13 protein-coding genes are annotated in these 14,023 nt (G+C 66.8%); 7 read left to right on the top strand and 6 right to left on the bottom strand.

Annotation, left to right across the window (positions count from 1 at the left end):
• Positions 1-6: 6 nt before the first annotated feature.
• Positions 7-402 (bottom strand): hypothetical protein, encoded by a 396-nt coding sequence (locus tag C5C07_RS11915; RefSeq protein ID WP_004975366.1) that lies wholly within the window; start codon positions 400-402, stop codon positions 7-9.
• Positions 403-473: 71 nt separating this feature from the next.
• Positions 474-920, bottom strand: coding sequence for a DUF2240 family protein (locus tag C5C07_RS11910; RefSeq protein ID WP_004975365.1), 447 nt, complete (start codon positions 918-920; stop codon positions 474-476).
• Between the two features lie 129 nt (positions 921-1,049).
• Between C5C07_RS11910 and C5C07_RS11905 the strand changes: the two genes are divergently transcribed.
• Complete coding sequence (locus tag C5C07_RS11905; RefSeq protein WP_004975364.1) at positions 1,050-1,427, top strand: 30S ribosomal protein S8e; 378 nt, start codon at positions 1,050-1,052, stop codon at positions 1,425-1,427.
• A gap of 153 nt (positions 1,428-1,580) precedes the next feature.
• Here C5C07_RS11905 and C5C07_RS11900 read toward each other — a convergent pair whose 3' ends face one another.
• Positions 1,581-2,582, bottom strand: a complete 1,002-nt coding sequence (locus C5C07_RS11900) for a phosphate uptake regulator PhoU (protein ID WP_115805127.1) — start codon at positions 2,580-2,582, stop codon at positions 1,581-1,583.
• Positions 2,583-2,927: 345 nt separating this feature from the next.
• On the opposite strand from C5C07_RS11900, the gene C5C07_RS11895 reads away from it, so the two are divergent.
• The 5 genes from C5C07_RS11895 to phoU all read left to right on the top strand — a co-directional run bounded on the left by C5C07_RS11895 (position 2,928) and on the right by phoU (position 8,400).
• A complete protein-coding gene (locus C5C07_RS11895; RefSeq protein WP_004975361.1) occupies positions 2,928-3,968 on the top strand; it encodes a PstS family phosphate ABC transporter substrate-binding protein in 1,041 nt (346 codons plus the stop codon).
• 63 nt (positions 3,969-4,031) lie between these two features.
• Complete coding sequence (gene pstC / locus C5C07_RS11890) at positions 4,032-4,991, top strand: phosphate ABC transporter permease subunit PstC (RefSeq protein ID WP_004975360.1); 960 nt, start codon at positions 4,032-4,034, stop codon at positions 4,989-4,991.
• 1 nt (position 4,992) lies between these two features.
• Positions 4,993-6,621: a phosphate ABC transporter permease PstA gene (gene pstA / locus C5C07_RS11885; RefSeq protein WP_004975359.1), complete on the top strand. Its 1,629-nt coding sequence runs from the start codon at positions 4,993-4,995 to the stop codon at positions 6,619-6,621.
• 51 nt (positions 6,622-6,672) lie between these two features.
• Positions 6,673-7,521: a phosphate ABC transporter ATP-binding protein PstB gene (gene pstB, locus C5C07_RS11880; protein WP_004975356.1), complete on the top strand. Its 849-nt coding sequence runs from the start codon at positions 6,673-6,675 to the stop codon at positions 7,519-7,521.
• Positions 7,522-7,719: 198 nt separating this feature from the next.
• Positions 7,720-8,400, top strand: a complete 681-nt coding sequence (phoU, locus tag C5C07_RS11875; RefSeq protein WP_004975354.1) for a phosphate signaling complex protein PhoU — start codon at positions 7,720-7,722, stop codon at positions 8,398-8,400.
• Positions 8,401-8,481: 81 nt separating this feature from the next.
• Here phoU and C5C07_RS11870 read toward each other — a convergent pair whose 3' ends face one another.
• A complete protein-coding gene (locus C5C07_RS11870; protein WP_004975353.1) occupies positions 8,482-10,713 on the bottom strand; it encodes a CDC48 family AAA ATPase in 2,232 nt (743 codons plus the stop codon).
• A gap of 193 nt (positions 10,714-10,906) precedes the next feature.
• Between C5C07_RS11870 and larC the strand changes: the two genes are divergently transcribed.
• Positions 10,907-12,442, top strand: coding sequence for a nickel pincer cofactor biosynthesis protein LarC (gene larC / locus C5C07_RS11865; protein WP_115805126.1), 1,536 nt, complete (start codon positions 10,907-10,909; stop codon positions 12,440-12,442).
• A gap of 66 nt (positions 12,443-12,508) precedes the next feature.
• Here larC and C5C07_RS11860 read toward each other — a convergent pair whose 3' ends face one another.
• Both C5C07_RS11860 and C5C07_RS11855 read right to left on the bottom strand, forming a co-directional pair.
• Positions 12,509-13,048: a hypothetical protein gene (locus C5C07_RS11860; protein ID WP_004975347.1), complete on the bottom strand. Its 540-nt coding sequence runs from the start codon at positions 13,046-13,048 to the stop codon at positions 12,509-12,511.
• 181 nt (positions 13,049-13,229) lie between these two features.
• The gene (locus C5C07_RS11855) at positions 13,230-13,976 is read right to left on the bottom strand and encodes a hypothetical protein (RefSeq protein WP_115805125.1); all 747 of its coding nucleotides are present in this window, start codon (positions 13,974-13,976) and stop codon (positions 13,230-13,232) included.
• Positions 13,977-14,023 lie beyond the last annotated feature (47 nt).

Below are 14,023 nucleotides of genomic sequence, written 5' to 3'. Positions count from 1 at the left end.
CGGGTTTTACTCGTCTCGGTCCTCGGCTTCGAGCGCCGCGACCAGCGCGCGGAACGCCGGGAGCGTCCACTTCACCTGCGCGCCGTCCTCGACGAACACGAGCGTCCGCGGCGGTCGGACCGCCTTCGGGCGGACGCGAAGCCCCTCCTCGGAGGCGGCCTCGGCGGTCACGTCGGGGTGGGCGAGGAACTCGACGCGGGCGCGGTCGGGCTGGACGTACACCTCGGCGACGCGCTCGTCGCCGGCGGCGACCGCGTAGGCGAGCGCGCCGTCGTCGGTCGGTTCCACGTCGGGGTCGGCGTCGACGACGGAGAGAACGGAAAAGGCGTCTTCGTGGCCCGTTACCTCCGAGGCGAGCAGTTGAGCGATGCGTGTCCCGTCGGAGAGCGAATCGACGACCATGCCGGGCGTTCGCGCCCGGACGGTTTCGGGGTGTCGCTTCGCTGGCGGGCGCGAGCCGGCGTGCGAACGGCCTACTCGGCCAGCGACCGCTTGGCTTTCTCGGCCGCGTCGTCCACGTTCACCTCGTTCGCGCGTGCGAAGAGGACCGCGGCGGCCTCGGCGGTGACGCCGAGGCGGGACTGTCGCTCGTTGATGCCGGCGACGGCGGCCTGTTTTTCGATGCCGGCGGCGACGCAGGCGTCGAGAATCTGCTCGAACGCCGACTGCTCGCGGAGGACGGAGGCGTCGGGTTCGAACTCCTCGGGTATCCGTACCTCGGCGGGGTCGAACGTCGCGACGACCTCGCCGTCGTCGCGCTCGACGAGGCCGCGGCCCGCGGCGAGGTCGATGAGGCGCTTCGCCTGGTCCGGGGAGAACCAGTCGCGGTCGAGCGACAGGGCGACGACGAACTCGCCCTCGCCGAGGCGGGTCGAGCCGTGTTGCCGGAAGGGGACGGCGACGGTGACGTCGAGACTCATCGGTTCGACGGCGGGCGCGGGCGAACTAAACGGTTTGCGTTGCCATCGCGCCCGAGAGACGTGGTGTCACCCGTCTCCGCCGAGCACCGATTCGAGCGATTCAAGTAGTCACCGAGGTTTTTACCCCGTATGAAGGACCAAGGACGCTCCAAGCGGAAGCGGACCGGCGGTCGGCGCAAGCCGTCCCGAAACAAGAAGCGCTACCAGCTGGGCCGCGAACCCGCCGCCACGACGGTCGGCGAGCCCCGGTTCCAGATCATCGACTCCCGCGGTAACAACGAGAAGGTCCGCGCCCTCTCGACGAACGTCGCGCAGGTCGCCGACGGCTCCGACGTGACGCAGGCAGACATCGAAGGCGTCATCGACAACCCGTCGAACGTCAACTACGCCCGCCGGAACATCATCACGAAGGGCTCCATCATCGACACGAGCGCCGGCCGCGCCCGCGTCACCTCCCGCCCCGGTCAGGACGGGCAGGTCAACGCCGTCGTCGTCGACGAAGAGTAAGTCTCTCTCCCCGCGTCGTCGTTTCGGCGCGGCTCGACTGTTTTACCCCGTGAGCCCCGCGGCCGTCGCTCGCGGGCGTGGTTCGGTCGAAGTCGAATCCGGAACAAGAAGTGAGCGACAAAAGCGGCGTCGCGGCTGGTCGCTCGTGACCGGTCAGGGAGTCGGCGCGGCCTTCTGAAGCGCCGTCTCGGCGATGTTGCCGCCGTAGTCGGCGCTCCGGGAGACGGAGTCGACGATGAGGCCGAGCAGTTGCGCGCGCGCCGGGTCGAGGCCGCGGAGGAGTTCGTCGATGCCGCGGGCGCTCGTATCGATGGCCTGGACGGCTTCGCGGGACTCGTTGGCGAGGCGGCTCGCCTCGTCGCTCTCCTCGGCGAACAGCGCGTCCATCCCGCCGTTGACGACGGCCTTCGCCTCCTCGAACAGCTCCTGAATCGCCTCGACGATTTCGCCGTCGACGGGCTCCTCGAAGTTCAACGAGAGGTGGGCGATTTTGGTCGCGTGGTCGCCGATGCGCTCCAGTTGCCGGGCGGCGGACTGGTAGTCGAAGCAGATTTCGCGGGGCAGACCGAGTTCTTCTGCGGCCTTCGGGGTCCGGAGCGTCGCCCGGAAGATGCGGGAGACGACCATCCAGAGGCGGTCGACGTCGTCGTCGCGCTGGATGACGTCGCGGGCCATGTCGTCGTCCTGCTCGGCGATGGCCGCGATGGCGTCTTCGAGCATCGAAAGCGAGATGAGTCGCATTCGGGTGACCGCGTTGTGGATGGAGAGCTCGGAGGAGTCGAGCAGGTCGCGGATGACGACCCGGTCGCGCGTCTCTTCGAGCACTTCGAGGCCGACGAGGCTCTGGGTCGCCTCGCGGATGGTCCGGCGCTGGTCGGTCGTGATGCGCGAACTCTCCAGCGCGATGATGTCGAACCCGCTCACGTACATCGTCATGACGGCGCGGGTGAGTTCGTCCCCTTCGAGGGTCGCGATGTCGAGGGTGCCCTCGGTGCGTTCTTCCTCCGAGCGAGGGGTCAAGAACAGCGAGTCCCCCTCCGGGTAGAACTCGACTTCGCTCCCCGCCGAGACGCCGTTGTCCGTCGCCCAATCTTTGGGAATCGAGACGGTGTAGGTGGAACCGCCCGTCACCTGCACCTTTCGGGTTTCGACCATGTCCGTGGGTGGTTCTCAATACACAATAAAACTGTCTATCTCTATATATCGAAGTCGTATTTTATGTGAGGAGCGCTACCGAACGTGATTCGTGCCGATTCGGGCTCGAAACACTGCCCACTCAGTAGTTGTTTTGCGCCGCGCCCGTCGGCCCGTGCCCCCGCGTTTTCTGACACGTCGGCGAAAGTTCGCGCACGAGACGGTCGCGAATGGAACAATCGGCTGCTTTCGCCGATTTCGCCCCGTTCTTGTCACACGTTATCAACCGTTGTGGATATACCGGAACATATCTCTATATAGTTGTCATAGCAGGGTATTTACGCCAAAATCGGCTCGTCAAAATCGATGACGCGTAACTCGGACAGTGGTCTTTCGCGGCGTAAGTTCCTGATTGCCTCGGGCGCGGCCGGTCTCGCTGGACTCGCCGGGTGTACGGAGAACAACACCGACGGTGAGGGCGGCTCCGGCGGCGACTCCGAGGGTGGGGACTCGTCGGGCGACGGGAGCAACGAGCTCTCGGGAACCATCGACATCGCCGGCTCCTCGACGGTGTTCCCGCTCGCGACCGCGATGGGCGAGCGCTTCCAGACCGAGCACTCCGAGGTCAATATCAACCTCCAGTCCACCGGCTCCGGTGGCGGCTTCGCGAACTACTTCTGTACGGGTCAGACCGACTTCAACAACGCCTCGCGCCCCATCAAGGGCGAAGAAGAGACGCAGTGTGAGGACAACGACGTGACCCCCGTCGAACTCAAAGTCGCCACCGACGCGCTGACGGTCATCGTCAACAACGACAACGACTTCATCGGCGAGGGCCTCACCGTCGAGCAACTCCAGACCATCTTCTCGGCCGAGTCGACTCCGACGACGTGGTCGGACGTCAACTCCGAGTGGCCCGACGAGGAGATTCAGATCTACGGCCCCACCGACGCCTCCGGCACGTACGACTACTTCATCGAGGCCATCATCGGCGAGGAAGGGCCGGGGCACCGCCAGGACTACTCGGCAACCGAACAGGACCGCACCATCATCCAGGGCGTCCAGGGCTCCGAGTACGCCATCGGCTACATGGGCTTCGCGTACTACAGCGAGAGCACCGACGCCGTGCAGGCCGTCCCCATCGAGAACGACGCCGGCGAGTTCGTCGAGCCGTCGCTCGACACGGCGCTGTCCGGCGAGTACAACCCGCTTTCCCGCCCGCTGTTCACCTACCCCGCCCGCGAGTCGCTCGCGGAGGAACACGTCGCGGAGTTCGCCCGCTACTGGATGGAGAACTCCACCAGCCGCGAAATCGTCGCCGACGAGGTCGGCTACGTCCCGCTCGGCGACGACGAGCAACAGGAGATGCTCGACACGCTCAACGCGGCCATCGAGGAAGCCAACTAGCCGCTTCCCCGACAGAATCAGCTAACGAAGCGCTTTTTCATATACCACGATTCAATCCAACCAATGAGCACAGATGACCTCGAAACCGACCTCACGCGGAACACGGAGAATTCCCCGCGTGAGCTACTGACGCGGTCGTTCTTCTTCCTGTGCGCGGCGTTGTCCGTCGTGACGACCCTCAGTATCGTCGGGCTCCTCATCACGGAGGCGTCCAAGTTCTTCACGCTGACAGCCCCGCTGATGGGAGTAGCGGGAGAGACGGCGTCTATCGTCGACTTCCTCACCGGAACCACCTGGCAGATACACAGCCAAGAGTTCGGCGTGCTGGCGCTCGTGTCGGCGACCCTGATGGTCACCATCGGGTCGGCCGTCATCGCGCTCCCGCTCGGCGTCGCCACCGCCATCTACCTCAGCGAGTACGCGAGCGCACAGGCGCGCTCGATTCTCAAACCCGCGCTGGAGATCCTCGCCGGCGTCCCGACCGTCGTCTACGGCTTCTTCGCGCTCATCTACATCACGCCGGCGCTGGAAGTCGTCTTCCCCGGCATCGGGACGTTCAACATGCTCTCTGCGAGCATCGTCGTCGGCATCATGATCATCCCAATGGTCGCCTCCATCAGCGAGGACGCGATGTCCGCCGTCCCCGACGAACTCCGACAGGCGGGCTACGGCATGGGCGCGACGAAGTTCGACGTCTCGACCGGCATCGTCGTCCCCGCCGCGCTCTCCGGTATCTTCTCTTCGTTCATCCTCGCGCTCTCGCGCGCCATCGGCGAGACGATGGCCGTCACCGTCGCCGCGGGCGCGCAGGCGAAGTTCCTCAACCCGCTCAACCCCGCGTCGTACCTCGAAGGCGCGCTGCCCATGACCGCCGCGATGGTCCAGCTTCTCACCGGTGACATCACCGGCGGTGGCCTGGCCTACCGCAGCCTGTTCGCCATCGGCCTCGTGCTCTTCGTCATCACACTCATCATGAACGTCATCAGCGACTACGTCTCGCGACGCTACCGGGAGGCGTACTGAGATGTCGACCGACACCGAATCGAGTTACGCAGACGGGTTCGGACAGGTCAGTCGGACCGCCGGAACCGTCTTCCGGTACCTGCTTTTGGGCGCGACGATGTTCGGCATCGTCACGCTCGCCGTCCTCCTCGTCTACGTCGCCAACGACGCGATTCGCCCGCTCACCGCCGACCTCGGCTGGCATCTCACCTTCTTCCTGACGCTCGTCGTCCCCACGGCGGTCGTCGGCGGCTATCTCGCCCGCCGGAACGTCCCGGCGCTCAAGCTCGGCGGGATGGTCATCGGGATGCTCGGGGTGTTCCTGCTGTTCAGTGGCGGCGTCGCCATCGTCTTCGTCGACATCGTCCCGCCGCTGACCGGCCTGTCGTACGTCGTCGGCCTCCTCGTTCCGGCGGCGCTCACGGTCGTCCTGACCAAGTACGAACAGCAGATTCCCTTTACCCTCCGCGTCGCCGCGACCGGTGCCGCGTTTATTCTCTCGCTCGTCGGCGTGCCGGGGTACTTCCACAGCATCCCCGAAATCGTCCGTCAACTCCCCGTGGTCCCCGCCGACTGGATGATTCTGACGCTCGTCCTTGGCGGCGTGGCCGCGGTCGTCGTCGGTCAGTACGTCGCCCGCATCCGTGAGGACACCACCGCGGGCCTCGCCGCGGGCGCGTCCGCGCTCGTCCTGACCGGTCTCGCGGCCGTCGTCGGTCCGACGCTCGGCGTCGACGCCAACGCCGCCGCCGTCGTCACGTCGGTCGCGTTCGTCCCGACGCTGGCCTACGCCGGCGGCGCGGCGGTCACCCGCGAACAGGAGCGAATCGGCCTCCTGTTGGCCGCGGTCGTCATCGGCGGGTCGCTCGTCGGCGCGGTCGCGGTCGACGCGCTCGGCTTCGCCGGCCCGCAGTCGTGGGTCGACTGGCAGTTCCTCACGAGCGCCCACAGCGGGACCGCGGAGAACGCCGGCCTCTACCCGGCCATCGGCGGCTCCATCCTGCTGATGGCGACGGTCGCCGCCCTCTCGTTCCCGCTCGGCGTCGGCGCGGCGGTGTACCTCGAGGAGTACGCCCCGGACAACGCCTTCACCCGATTCATCGACGTGAACATCTCGAACCTCGCCGGCGTCCCCTCGGTCGTCTACGGCCTGCTCGGACTCGGCGTGTTCGTCACCTACCTCGGCCAGCCGACGGGGACGGTCCTCATCGGCGGCGCGACGCTCGCGCTCCTCATCCTGCCCATCGTCATCATCTCCTCGCGCGAGGCGATTCGGGCGGTTCCCAGCGACATGCGGCAGGCGTCCTACGGCATGGGCGCGACGCGCTGGCAGACGGTGAAGAACGTCGTCCTCCCGGAGGCGTTCCCCGGCATCCTGACCGGGACCATCCTCGCGCTCGGCCGGGCTATCGGCGAGACCGCGCCGCTCATCATGATCGGCGCGCCGAACGTGCTTTTCAGCCTGCCGACGGAGCTCACTTCGAAGGTGAGCGCCATGCCCCTGCAGGTGTACGCGTGGTCCAGCCTGTTCGCCAGCGAGGACTTCTACACGAAGGCCGTCCCGGCGGGCGTCGTCGTCCTCCTGGCGGTCCTCCTCGCCATGAACTCCATCGCCATCGTCCTGCGCAACAAGTTCGAAAGTGAAAACTGAACACCACCAATGAGCCAAAGAGACAAAGCACCCGAGGGAGAACAGCAAGCCATGAACGGAACAGAGGACCCGACGAACGACGAGATGCTCGTCGAAACCGACGTGAGCGACGGGCTCTCTGCGTCGGAGAGTTCGGTGGGGCGGGACGCCGAGACCGTCATCAGCTCGGATAACATCAACGTCTGGTACGGCGACGACCACGCGCTCACCGACATCTCGATGGACATCCCCGAAAACAGCGTGACCGCCATGATCGGTCCCTCCGGCTGCGGGAAGTCCACGTTCCTCCGCTGTATCAACCGCATGAACGACCTCATCGACGTCGCCCGCGTCGAGGGGGGACTCACGCTCCGCGGCAAGAACGTCTACGACGACGACGTCGACCCCGTCGCGCTCCGCCGCCGCGTCGGCATGGTGTTCCAGAAGCCGAACCCGTTCCCGAAGAGCATCTACGAGAACGTCGTCTACGGCCTGAAGATTCAGGGTATCGACGCCGACTACGACGAGGTCGTCGAGGAGTCGCTCAAGCGCGCCGCCCTCTGGGACGAGGTGAAAGACCGCCTCCACGAGTCCGGTCTCGACCTCTCCGGCGGCCAACAACAGCGCCTCTGTATCGCCCGCGCCATCGCCACCGACCCCGAGGTGCTGCTCATGGACGAGCCCGCATCGGCGCTCGACCCCGTGGCGACCTCGCAAATCGAAGACCTCGTCGAGGAACTCGCCGAGGACTACACCGTCGTCATCGTCACCCACAACATGCAACAGGCGGCGCGTATCTCCGACAAGACCGCCGTCTTCCTCACCGGCGGCGAACTCGTCGAGTTCAACGACACCCAGAAAATCTTCGAGAACCCCGAGAGCCAGCGCGTCGAAGACTACATCACCGGCAAGTTCGGATAACCCGCTCTCGCTCGCGCGGTTCGCGGCTCGTTTTGTGCCACGCTCGGTCCGCATCGCCGACCCGACGCCCGCGTTTCGGCGTCGCGTATCGGACACGGTCGTTCGGGGCGTATCGGACACGGTCGTTCGGGACGTATCGGCGGCTCAGTCACCGAAACCATCACAAGGAATTTCACTTCGCCTGCCGGAACGTCACGTATGGCCAGAAACACGTACCAATCTCGCCTCAATCAGCTCGAAGAGGACGTGTTGTATCTCAGCGAACTCGTCTCGGAGCGAGTTCGGTACGCCCTCGACGCGCTCGAAGACAAAGACGAGCGGAAGGCCCAGGAGGTCATCGAGGGCGACCACGAAATCAACCGCATCTACCTCGACTTGGAGCAGGACTGCATCGACCTGCTCGCGCTCCAACAGCCCGTCGCGGGCGACCTGCGATTCATCGCGGCGTCGTTCAAGATCATCACCGACCTCGAACGTATCGGCGACCTCGCGACCAACCTCGCGCAGTACGCCATCGACGCCGAAAACGACGTCTACACCGAAGTCGACATCCGCCGCATCGGCGACGCCGCGCTCGACATGGTCGACCAGGCGATGGACGCCTACGAGACCGAAGACACCGACCTCTGTCGGTCCGTGGCGGAGCGCGACGACAGCCTCGACACGATGTGTGACAACGCGTCGCAGAGCATCGTCCGCGACCTCATGAGCGGCGACGACTTCGAGGGCGACGGCGACCTCGAACCCGAGACCGCCCTCGTCGACGTGCGCCGCCTCCTGCTTACGGTGCGCGACCTCGAACGCATCGGCGACCACGCCGTCAACGTGGCGGCGCGGACGCTCTACATGATAGACAACGACGACTCGCTGCTGTTCTGAGCGCGCGCCACACACCGACGCGTCGCTTCTTTTTCGGGAGATAAGAAGAAAAACCAGACAAGCGACCGCCGACCGTCCGGCTTACTGGAAGCCGATGCGGCCGCCGTCGCGGGTGTCGGGCGACAGGCCCTCGCGGGAACCGCCCTTGAACTGGTCTTGGATGTCCTCGTAGTAGCGCATCAGTTCCTCGGTGATGGTCGGCCGGACCGACTCCATCGCCTTGCGGAAGTGGCGCATCTCGATTTCCTCGGCGTCGGAGTCCTCGCGGAGCGCCTCGATGGCCGCCTCGCGGCAGATGGATTCGAGGTCGGAGCCGACGTAGCCGTCGGTTATCTCCGCGATTTCGCGGAGGCTCACGTCGGGCGCGAGCGGGCTCCGCTGCGTGTGGATGTCGAGAATCTGCTCGCGGCCCTCCTCTGCGGGCTGGCCGATGAGCACGAGGCGGTCGAACCGACCCGAGCGGATGAGCGCGGGGTCGATCATGTCCGGGCGGTTCGTCGCCGCGATGACCATGACGTTACCCGCGTCTTCGAGGCCGTCTAACTCCGTCAGGAGCTGGTTGACGACGCGCTCGGAGACGTTGTTGCCCATGTCGTTGCCGCGGGCGGGGGCGAGCGCGTCCAGCTCGTCGAAGAAGATGATGGTCGGCGAGACCTGTCGCGCCTTGCGGAACGTCTGCCGAATCGCCTTCTCCGACTCGCCGACCCACTTCGAGAGCAGCTGCGGACCGCGCACCGAGATGAAGTTCGCGTTCGTCTCGTTGGCGACGGCCTTCGCTATCAGGGTCTTCCCCGTGCCGGGCGGCCCGTAGAGGAGCACGCCCTTCGGGGCCTCGATGCCCATCCGCTCGAACTTCTCGGGCGTCGTCAGCGGCCACTCGACGCTCTCTTGGACCTTCTGTTTGGGCCCTTCGAGACCGCCGACGTCCTCCCACGTCACCTTCGGAATCTCGACGAGCACCTCGCGCATCGCCGAGGGCTCGACCTCGCCGAGCGCGCCGCCGAAGTCGTCGTTCTTGACGACCATGCGGTCGATGAGGCTCGGCGGGATGTCCTCCCTGTCGAGGTCGATTTCGGGGAGGTAGCGCCGAAGCGCCTTCATCGCGGCTTCCTTCGTCAGCGCCTCGATGTCGGCACCGACGAAGCCGTGGGTGTCGTCGGCGAGGTCGTCGAGGTCGACGTCGTCCGAAAGCGGCATGCCGCGGGTGTGAATCTGGAGGATTTCCTTGCGGCCCTCCTCGTCCGGCACGCCGATTTCGATTTCGCGGTCGAAGCGACCGGGGCGGCGGAGCGCGGGGTCGACCGAGTCGACGCGGTTCGTCGCCGCGATGACGATGACCTGTCCGCGGGCTTCGAGCCCGTCCATCATCGTCAGCAACTGGGCGACGACCCGGCGTTCGACCTCGCCGGTCACGTCCTCGCGCTTGGGCGCGATGGAGTCGAGCTCGTCGATGAAGATGATGCTCGGCGACTCCTCTTTGGCGTCCTCGAATATCTCGCGGAGCTGCTGTTCTGACTCGCCGTAGTACTTCGAGATGATCTCCGGCCCTGCGATAGAGAAGAAACTCGCCGAAGTCTCGTTGGCGACCGCGCGGGCGAGAAGCGTCTTCCCGGTGCCCGGCGGGCCGTGGAGCAACACCCCCTGCGGGGGCTCGATGCCCAGCTTCTTGAATATCTGGGGGTGCTTCATCGGCAGTTCGACCATCTCGCGAACGCGCTGAATCTCGTTGGTCAGCCCGCCGATGTCTTCGTAGGTGATGCCGCCGCCGGCCTTCTCGAAGCCCGAGATGGGCTCCTCGCGGAGTTCGACGTCGGTGTCCTCGGTGACGAGGACGACGCCGTCGGGCTTCGTCTCGACGGCGATGAGCGGAATCGCCTGTCCGGGCGACCGCATGAACGGGTGGTTCGTACTCGACATCACCGGGACGATGTCGCGTTCGACCACGGGCCGCTTGAGAATCTGCCGTTTGACCATGCCGGCCGCGTCGGACCCGAACTGGACGCTCGCCTCTTCGGGCGGCGCCAACACGAGTTTGTCGGCCTTCGTGGCCTCTGCCTTGCGGATGGTGACCCGCTCTCCGATGCCCACGTCGGCGTTCTGCCGAGTGAACCCGTCGATGCGGACCGTATCCGTGTTCCAGTCCTGCCGGTCTGCCCGCCACACCTTCGCGGCGGTCGTTTTTCCTCCCTCTATCTCGATGATGTCTCCCGGCGAGAGCTTGAGATGGAGCAAGGTGTCCGGATCAAGACGGGCGATACCGCGCCCCGAGTCGTTCGGGTACGCTTTCGCCACTTCGAGTTGGACTTCGTTCATGATTACCTCGCGGGGATGCTGATACCTGTGAGAGGCCATCGGATAAGTCCTTCCCCGGTCGGCCCGAGGCACCGTCCTCCCGTGGTTACAGCCTAGCACACCGTAGGGCGGGCGGCTACTAATCCCTACCGACTGGACAGGCCTCGGCGCGTCGATGGCTGGCGTTTTTACTCTCGAACACGACGGTTCACGCATGCGACTCCTCGCGTTCGACGGCCGGATGGGTGCCAGCGGCGACATGCTCCTCGGCGCGCTCGTCGCCGCCGGTGCCGACCCGTCCGTCCTCTCGCCCGTCGAAGACGCCCTCGACGTGACCTACCGCGTCCACGAGGTCGACAAAAACGGCATCCTCGCGACCAAGGTGGACGTGCTCCTCGCGGAGACCGACGGCGGCGACCCCCGCGGCGAGGGCCACGGCGACGACCACCGACGCCTGCGCGCCGACGGCGACAACGGGGGCGACTCCGACAACGACGCTGACGGCGACGGCGAAGACGAGCACAGCCACCAACATCAGTACCGCCACCACGACCACGCTCACGACGAGGAGCACACTCACCACCACGACGACGGCCACGAGCACTCGCACGACCACGGTCACTCGCACTCCCACGACGACCACGAGCATTCGCACGACCACGGTCACTCGCACTCTCACGACGGCCACGAGCATTCGCACGACCACGGTCACTCGCACTCCCACGACGGCCACACCCACGCCGAAGGTCACGGCCCGCACCGGACCTACCCCGAGGTCGTCGAACTCGTCGAGTCGATGGGCCTCCCGGCGGGCGTGGTCGAGGACGCGACGGCCATCTTCCGCGTGCTCGGCGAGGCAGAAGCCGAGGTCCACGGCACGGACCTCGACGAGACCCACTTCCACGAGGTCGGCGCGGACGACGCCATCGCCGACGTGGTCGGGGTCTGTCTCCTCCTCGACGACCTCGGCGTCGACCGCGTCGTCACCGGCCCGGTCGCCGTCGGCGGCGGCGAGGCCGAGATGAGCCACGGGTCCTACCCGGTCCCCGCGCCCGCCGTGCTCAACATCACCGCGGCGGCCGACTGGTCGGTCCGCGGCGGCCCCGTCGAGGCCGAACTGCTCACCCCCACGGGCGCGGCCATCCTCGCGCACCTCGCCGAGGGCGTCGAGACGCTCCCGTCGATGTCGGTCGAGTCGTCCGGCTACGGGGCCGGCGGCTGGGACTTCCCGGACCGGCCGAACGTCCTCCGCGCGGTCGTCGGCGACGGCGGCTCCCGGCTCGTCCGCGACGAGATTTCCGTCCTCGAGACGAACCTCGACGACGCGACGCCCGAAGTCCTCGGCGGGCTACAGGAGACCCTGAAGGACGCCGGCGCGCGCGACGTGACCATCATTCCGACGACGATGAAGAAGTCCCGCCCCGGCCACCTCGTCAAGGTCGTCGTCAAGCCCGAGGACGCCGAGCGCGTCGCCTATCGCCTCGCGGTCGAGACCGGCACGCTCGGAGTCCGCGAACACGGGGCGGGGCACCGCTGGACCGCCCGCCGCGAGTTCGAGACGGCGACGCTCGCTGTCGACGGCGACGAGTACGAGGTGAGCGTCAAGGTCGGAAGCGACGCCGACGGCGTCGTCTACGACCGAAGCGCAGAGTACGACGACGCGCTCGCCGTGGCGACCGAGACGGGACTTCCCGTCCGCGAGGTCATGCGCCGCGCCGTGGACGCGGTGGCGTCTAACGACGGCGAATAAGCGATTCGCGAGGCTCACCGTCCGGGACGATTCGCCGAAAAAAGCGGCCGCGGCCGACCCGTCAGGTCACTTCTCGTTGAACTGCGGCCGGGAGTTGAACGGCGCGAACGTCCCCGCGGGGTTGTTCACGTGGACCCACGCGTGGAGGCCCCAGTGGCCACCGGCGAAGCCCCACATGCCGTCGTCGCTGTCGCCGTGGAACGGGTCCGGGAACGGCCCCTCGTATTCTTGCACTTCGTCGAACAGGTACTCGGCCGCGCCGAGCACGAGTTCCTCCTTGCCGTTGCCCTCGTTTTTCCCGTAGACGAGCGCGGCGGGCTTCGTGATATCGACCTCGTCGTCGTAGTTCTCGATGATGTAGTGGTGGTTCACGTAGTGGTAGCCCATGCCCGGCACGAACGGACTGCCGAGGACGTAGCCGTCCGCGATGGCCTTCCGAACGTCGGCGTACTTCGACGTGGCCGCCCGAACCGACGCGAGTTCGCGCTGGAGCGCCCCGCGGTGCGCCGCCGCGGGCGAGGCGAACGCGCCGAGCGAGAGCGCGCCGACGCCGAGTGCCTTCAGGTACGTCCGTCGCCCGACTTCGGGGGTGCGTGATGTGCTCATGCGACACGAGATACGCGTCGGGAGAACGTAGGTATGAATCGGGGAGGGTGCGTCTCATAAACCGAGAGTCACGTTAATAGCGTTCTTTCCCCGTCGACCGCTCGAATCACGGCCCACTCGACCGGTCGCGTAGAGCACCGTTAGGCGGCCGTTAACGGCGTCGAAACCGCCGCCGCGACGCTCACTCCTCGCGCGAGCGGTGTTCGTCCAGCGCTTCGTCGATGCTCAGTTCCCCGCCGGCGACGCGGCGCGCGAGCGCGTCGTCGATGGTGCGGTTGTCCTCGGACGCCTCGCGCGAGCGCGCCTTGATGCGCGTGAGTTCGCCCTCGGTCGGTTCTATCTCGCGGGATTCGATGCGCTCGCCGTCCCGGCGGGCGATGTTCACCGCGGCGAGCACGTCGCCCATGCCGCGCGCGCCGGTCCCGAGGTACGGCGTCGTTCCGGTCTCGTCGACGAGTTCGACCGCGACGTCGTCGAGGTCGTTGATGAGCTTCGCGCCCTGCAGGCGCGCGCCGTCGCCGATGCGGACCACGGGGTCGACCGCGTCCTCGGTCTCGCGGCGGATGACCTCGACGGCGTCCGAAAGCGGGACGTGGAACGCGGCGACGACCGTCTCGCCCGAGAGGACGGCGACGCCGGGTCTGGTTCCGGGGTCCACCCCGACGACGGTCCGTCCGTCGCCGCCGCGGAGGCTCGCGAGCGCCTCGTCGACGGCGCGGCGCGCGTCGTCGCCGGTCGCGGTCACGCGGGTCACGTCGCCGTCGGTATCGACGCCGTCGAGGTCGTCGTCCGGGCCGGTAAGGAGGACCCGCGCCCGCTCGGGAAGCGGGTCGCCCGGCTCGACGGTGGTAAAGGCGACTCCTCGGCTCCGGAGTTCGGACACGGCCTCGTGGTAGAGGTCGAAGTCCGCGGTGGCGACGACTATCACGTCCCTCCCTTGGCGACGGCGACGAATAAACCGTCGTGCGCGGGTCG

The sequence above is a fragment of the Haloferax sp. Atlit-4N genome (genome assembly GCF_003383025.1).
Lineage (GTDB): Archaea > Halobacteriota > Halobacteria > Halobacteriales > Haloferacaceae > Haloferax > Haloferax gibbonsii.
The sequence above is the reverse complement of the archived record's forward strand: the minus strand, read 5'-3'. Positions and strand labels throughout refer to the sequence as shown.

What these genes read in the sequence shown, in the direction of transcription:
- C5C07_RS11915 (WP_004975366.1), bottom strand. Translation starts at nt 402, where the DNA reads ATGGTCGTCGATTCGCTCTCCGACGGGACACGCATCGCTCAACTGCTC.
- C5C07_RS11910 (WP_004975365.1), bottom strand. Translation starts at nt 920, where the DNA reads ATGAGTCTCGACGTCACCGTCGCCGTCCCCTTCCGGCAACACGGCTCG.
- C5C07_RS11905 (WP_004975364.1), top strand. Translation starts at nt 1,050, where the DNA reads ATGAAGGACCAAGGACGCTCCAAGCGGAAGCGGACCGGCGGTCGGCGC.
- C5C07_RS11900 (WP_115805127.1), bottom strand. Translation starts at nt 2,582, where the DNA reads ATGGTCGAAACCCGAAAGGTGCAGGTGACGGGCGGTTCCACCTACACC.
- C5C07_RS11895 (WP_004975361.1), top strand. Translation starts at nt 2,928, where the DNA reads ATGACGCGTAACTCGGACAGTGGTCTTTCGCGGCGTAAGTTCCTGATT.
- pstC (WP_004975360.1), top strand. Translation starts at nt 4,032, where the DNA reads ATGAGCACAGATGACCTCGAAACCGACCTCACGCGGAACACGGAGAAT.
- pstA (WP_004975359.1), top strand. Translation starts at nt 4,993, where the DNA reads ATGTCGACCGACACCGAATCGAGTTACGCAGACGGGTTCGGACAGGTC.
- pstB (WP_004975356.1), top strand. Translation starts at nt 6,673, where the DNA reads ATGAACGGAACAGAGGACCCGACGAACGACGAGATGCTCGTCGAAACC.
- phoU (WP_004975354.1), top strand. Translation starts at nt 7,720, where the DNA reads ATGGCCAGAAACACGTACCAATCTCGCCTCAATCAGCTCGAAGAGGAC.
- C5C07_RS11870 (WP_004975353.1), bottom strand. Translation starts at nt 10,713, where the DNA reads ATGAACGAAGTCCAACTCGAAGTGGCGAAAGCGTACCCGAACGACTCG.
- larC (WP_115805126.1), top strand. Translation starts at nt 10,907, where the DNA reads ATGCGACTCCTCGCGTTCGACGGCCGGATGGGTGCCAGCGGCGACATG.
- C5C07_RS11860 (WP_004975347.1), bottom strand. Translation starts at nt 13,048, where the DNA reads ATGAGCACATCACGCACCCCCGAAGTCGGGCGACGGACGTACCTGAAG.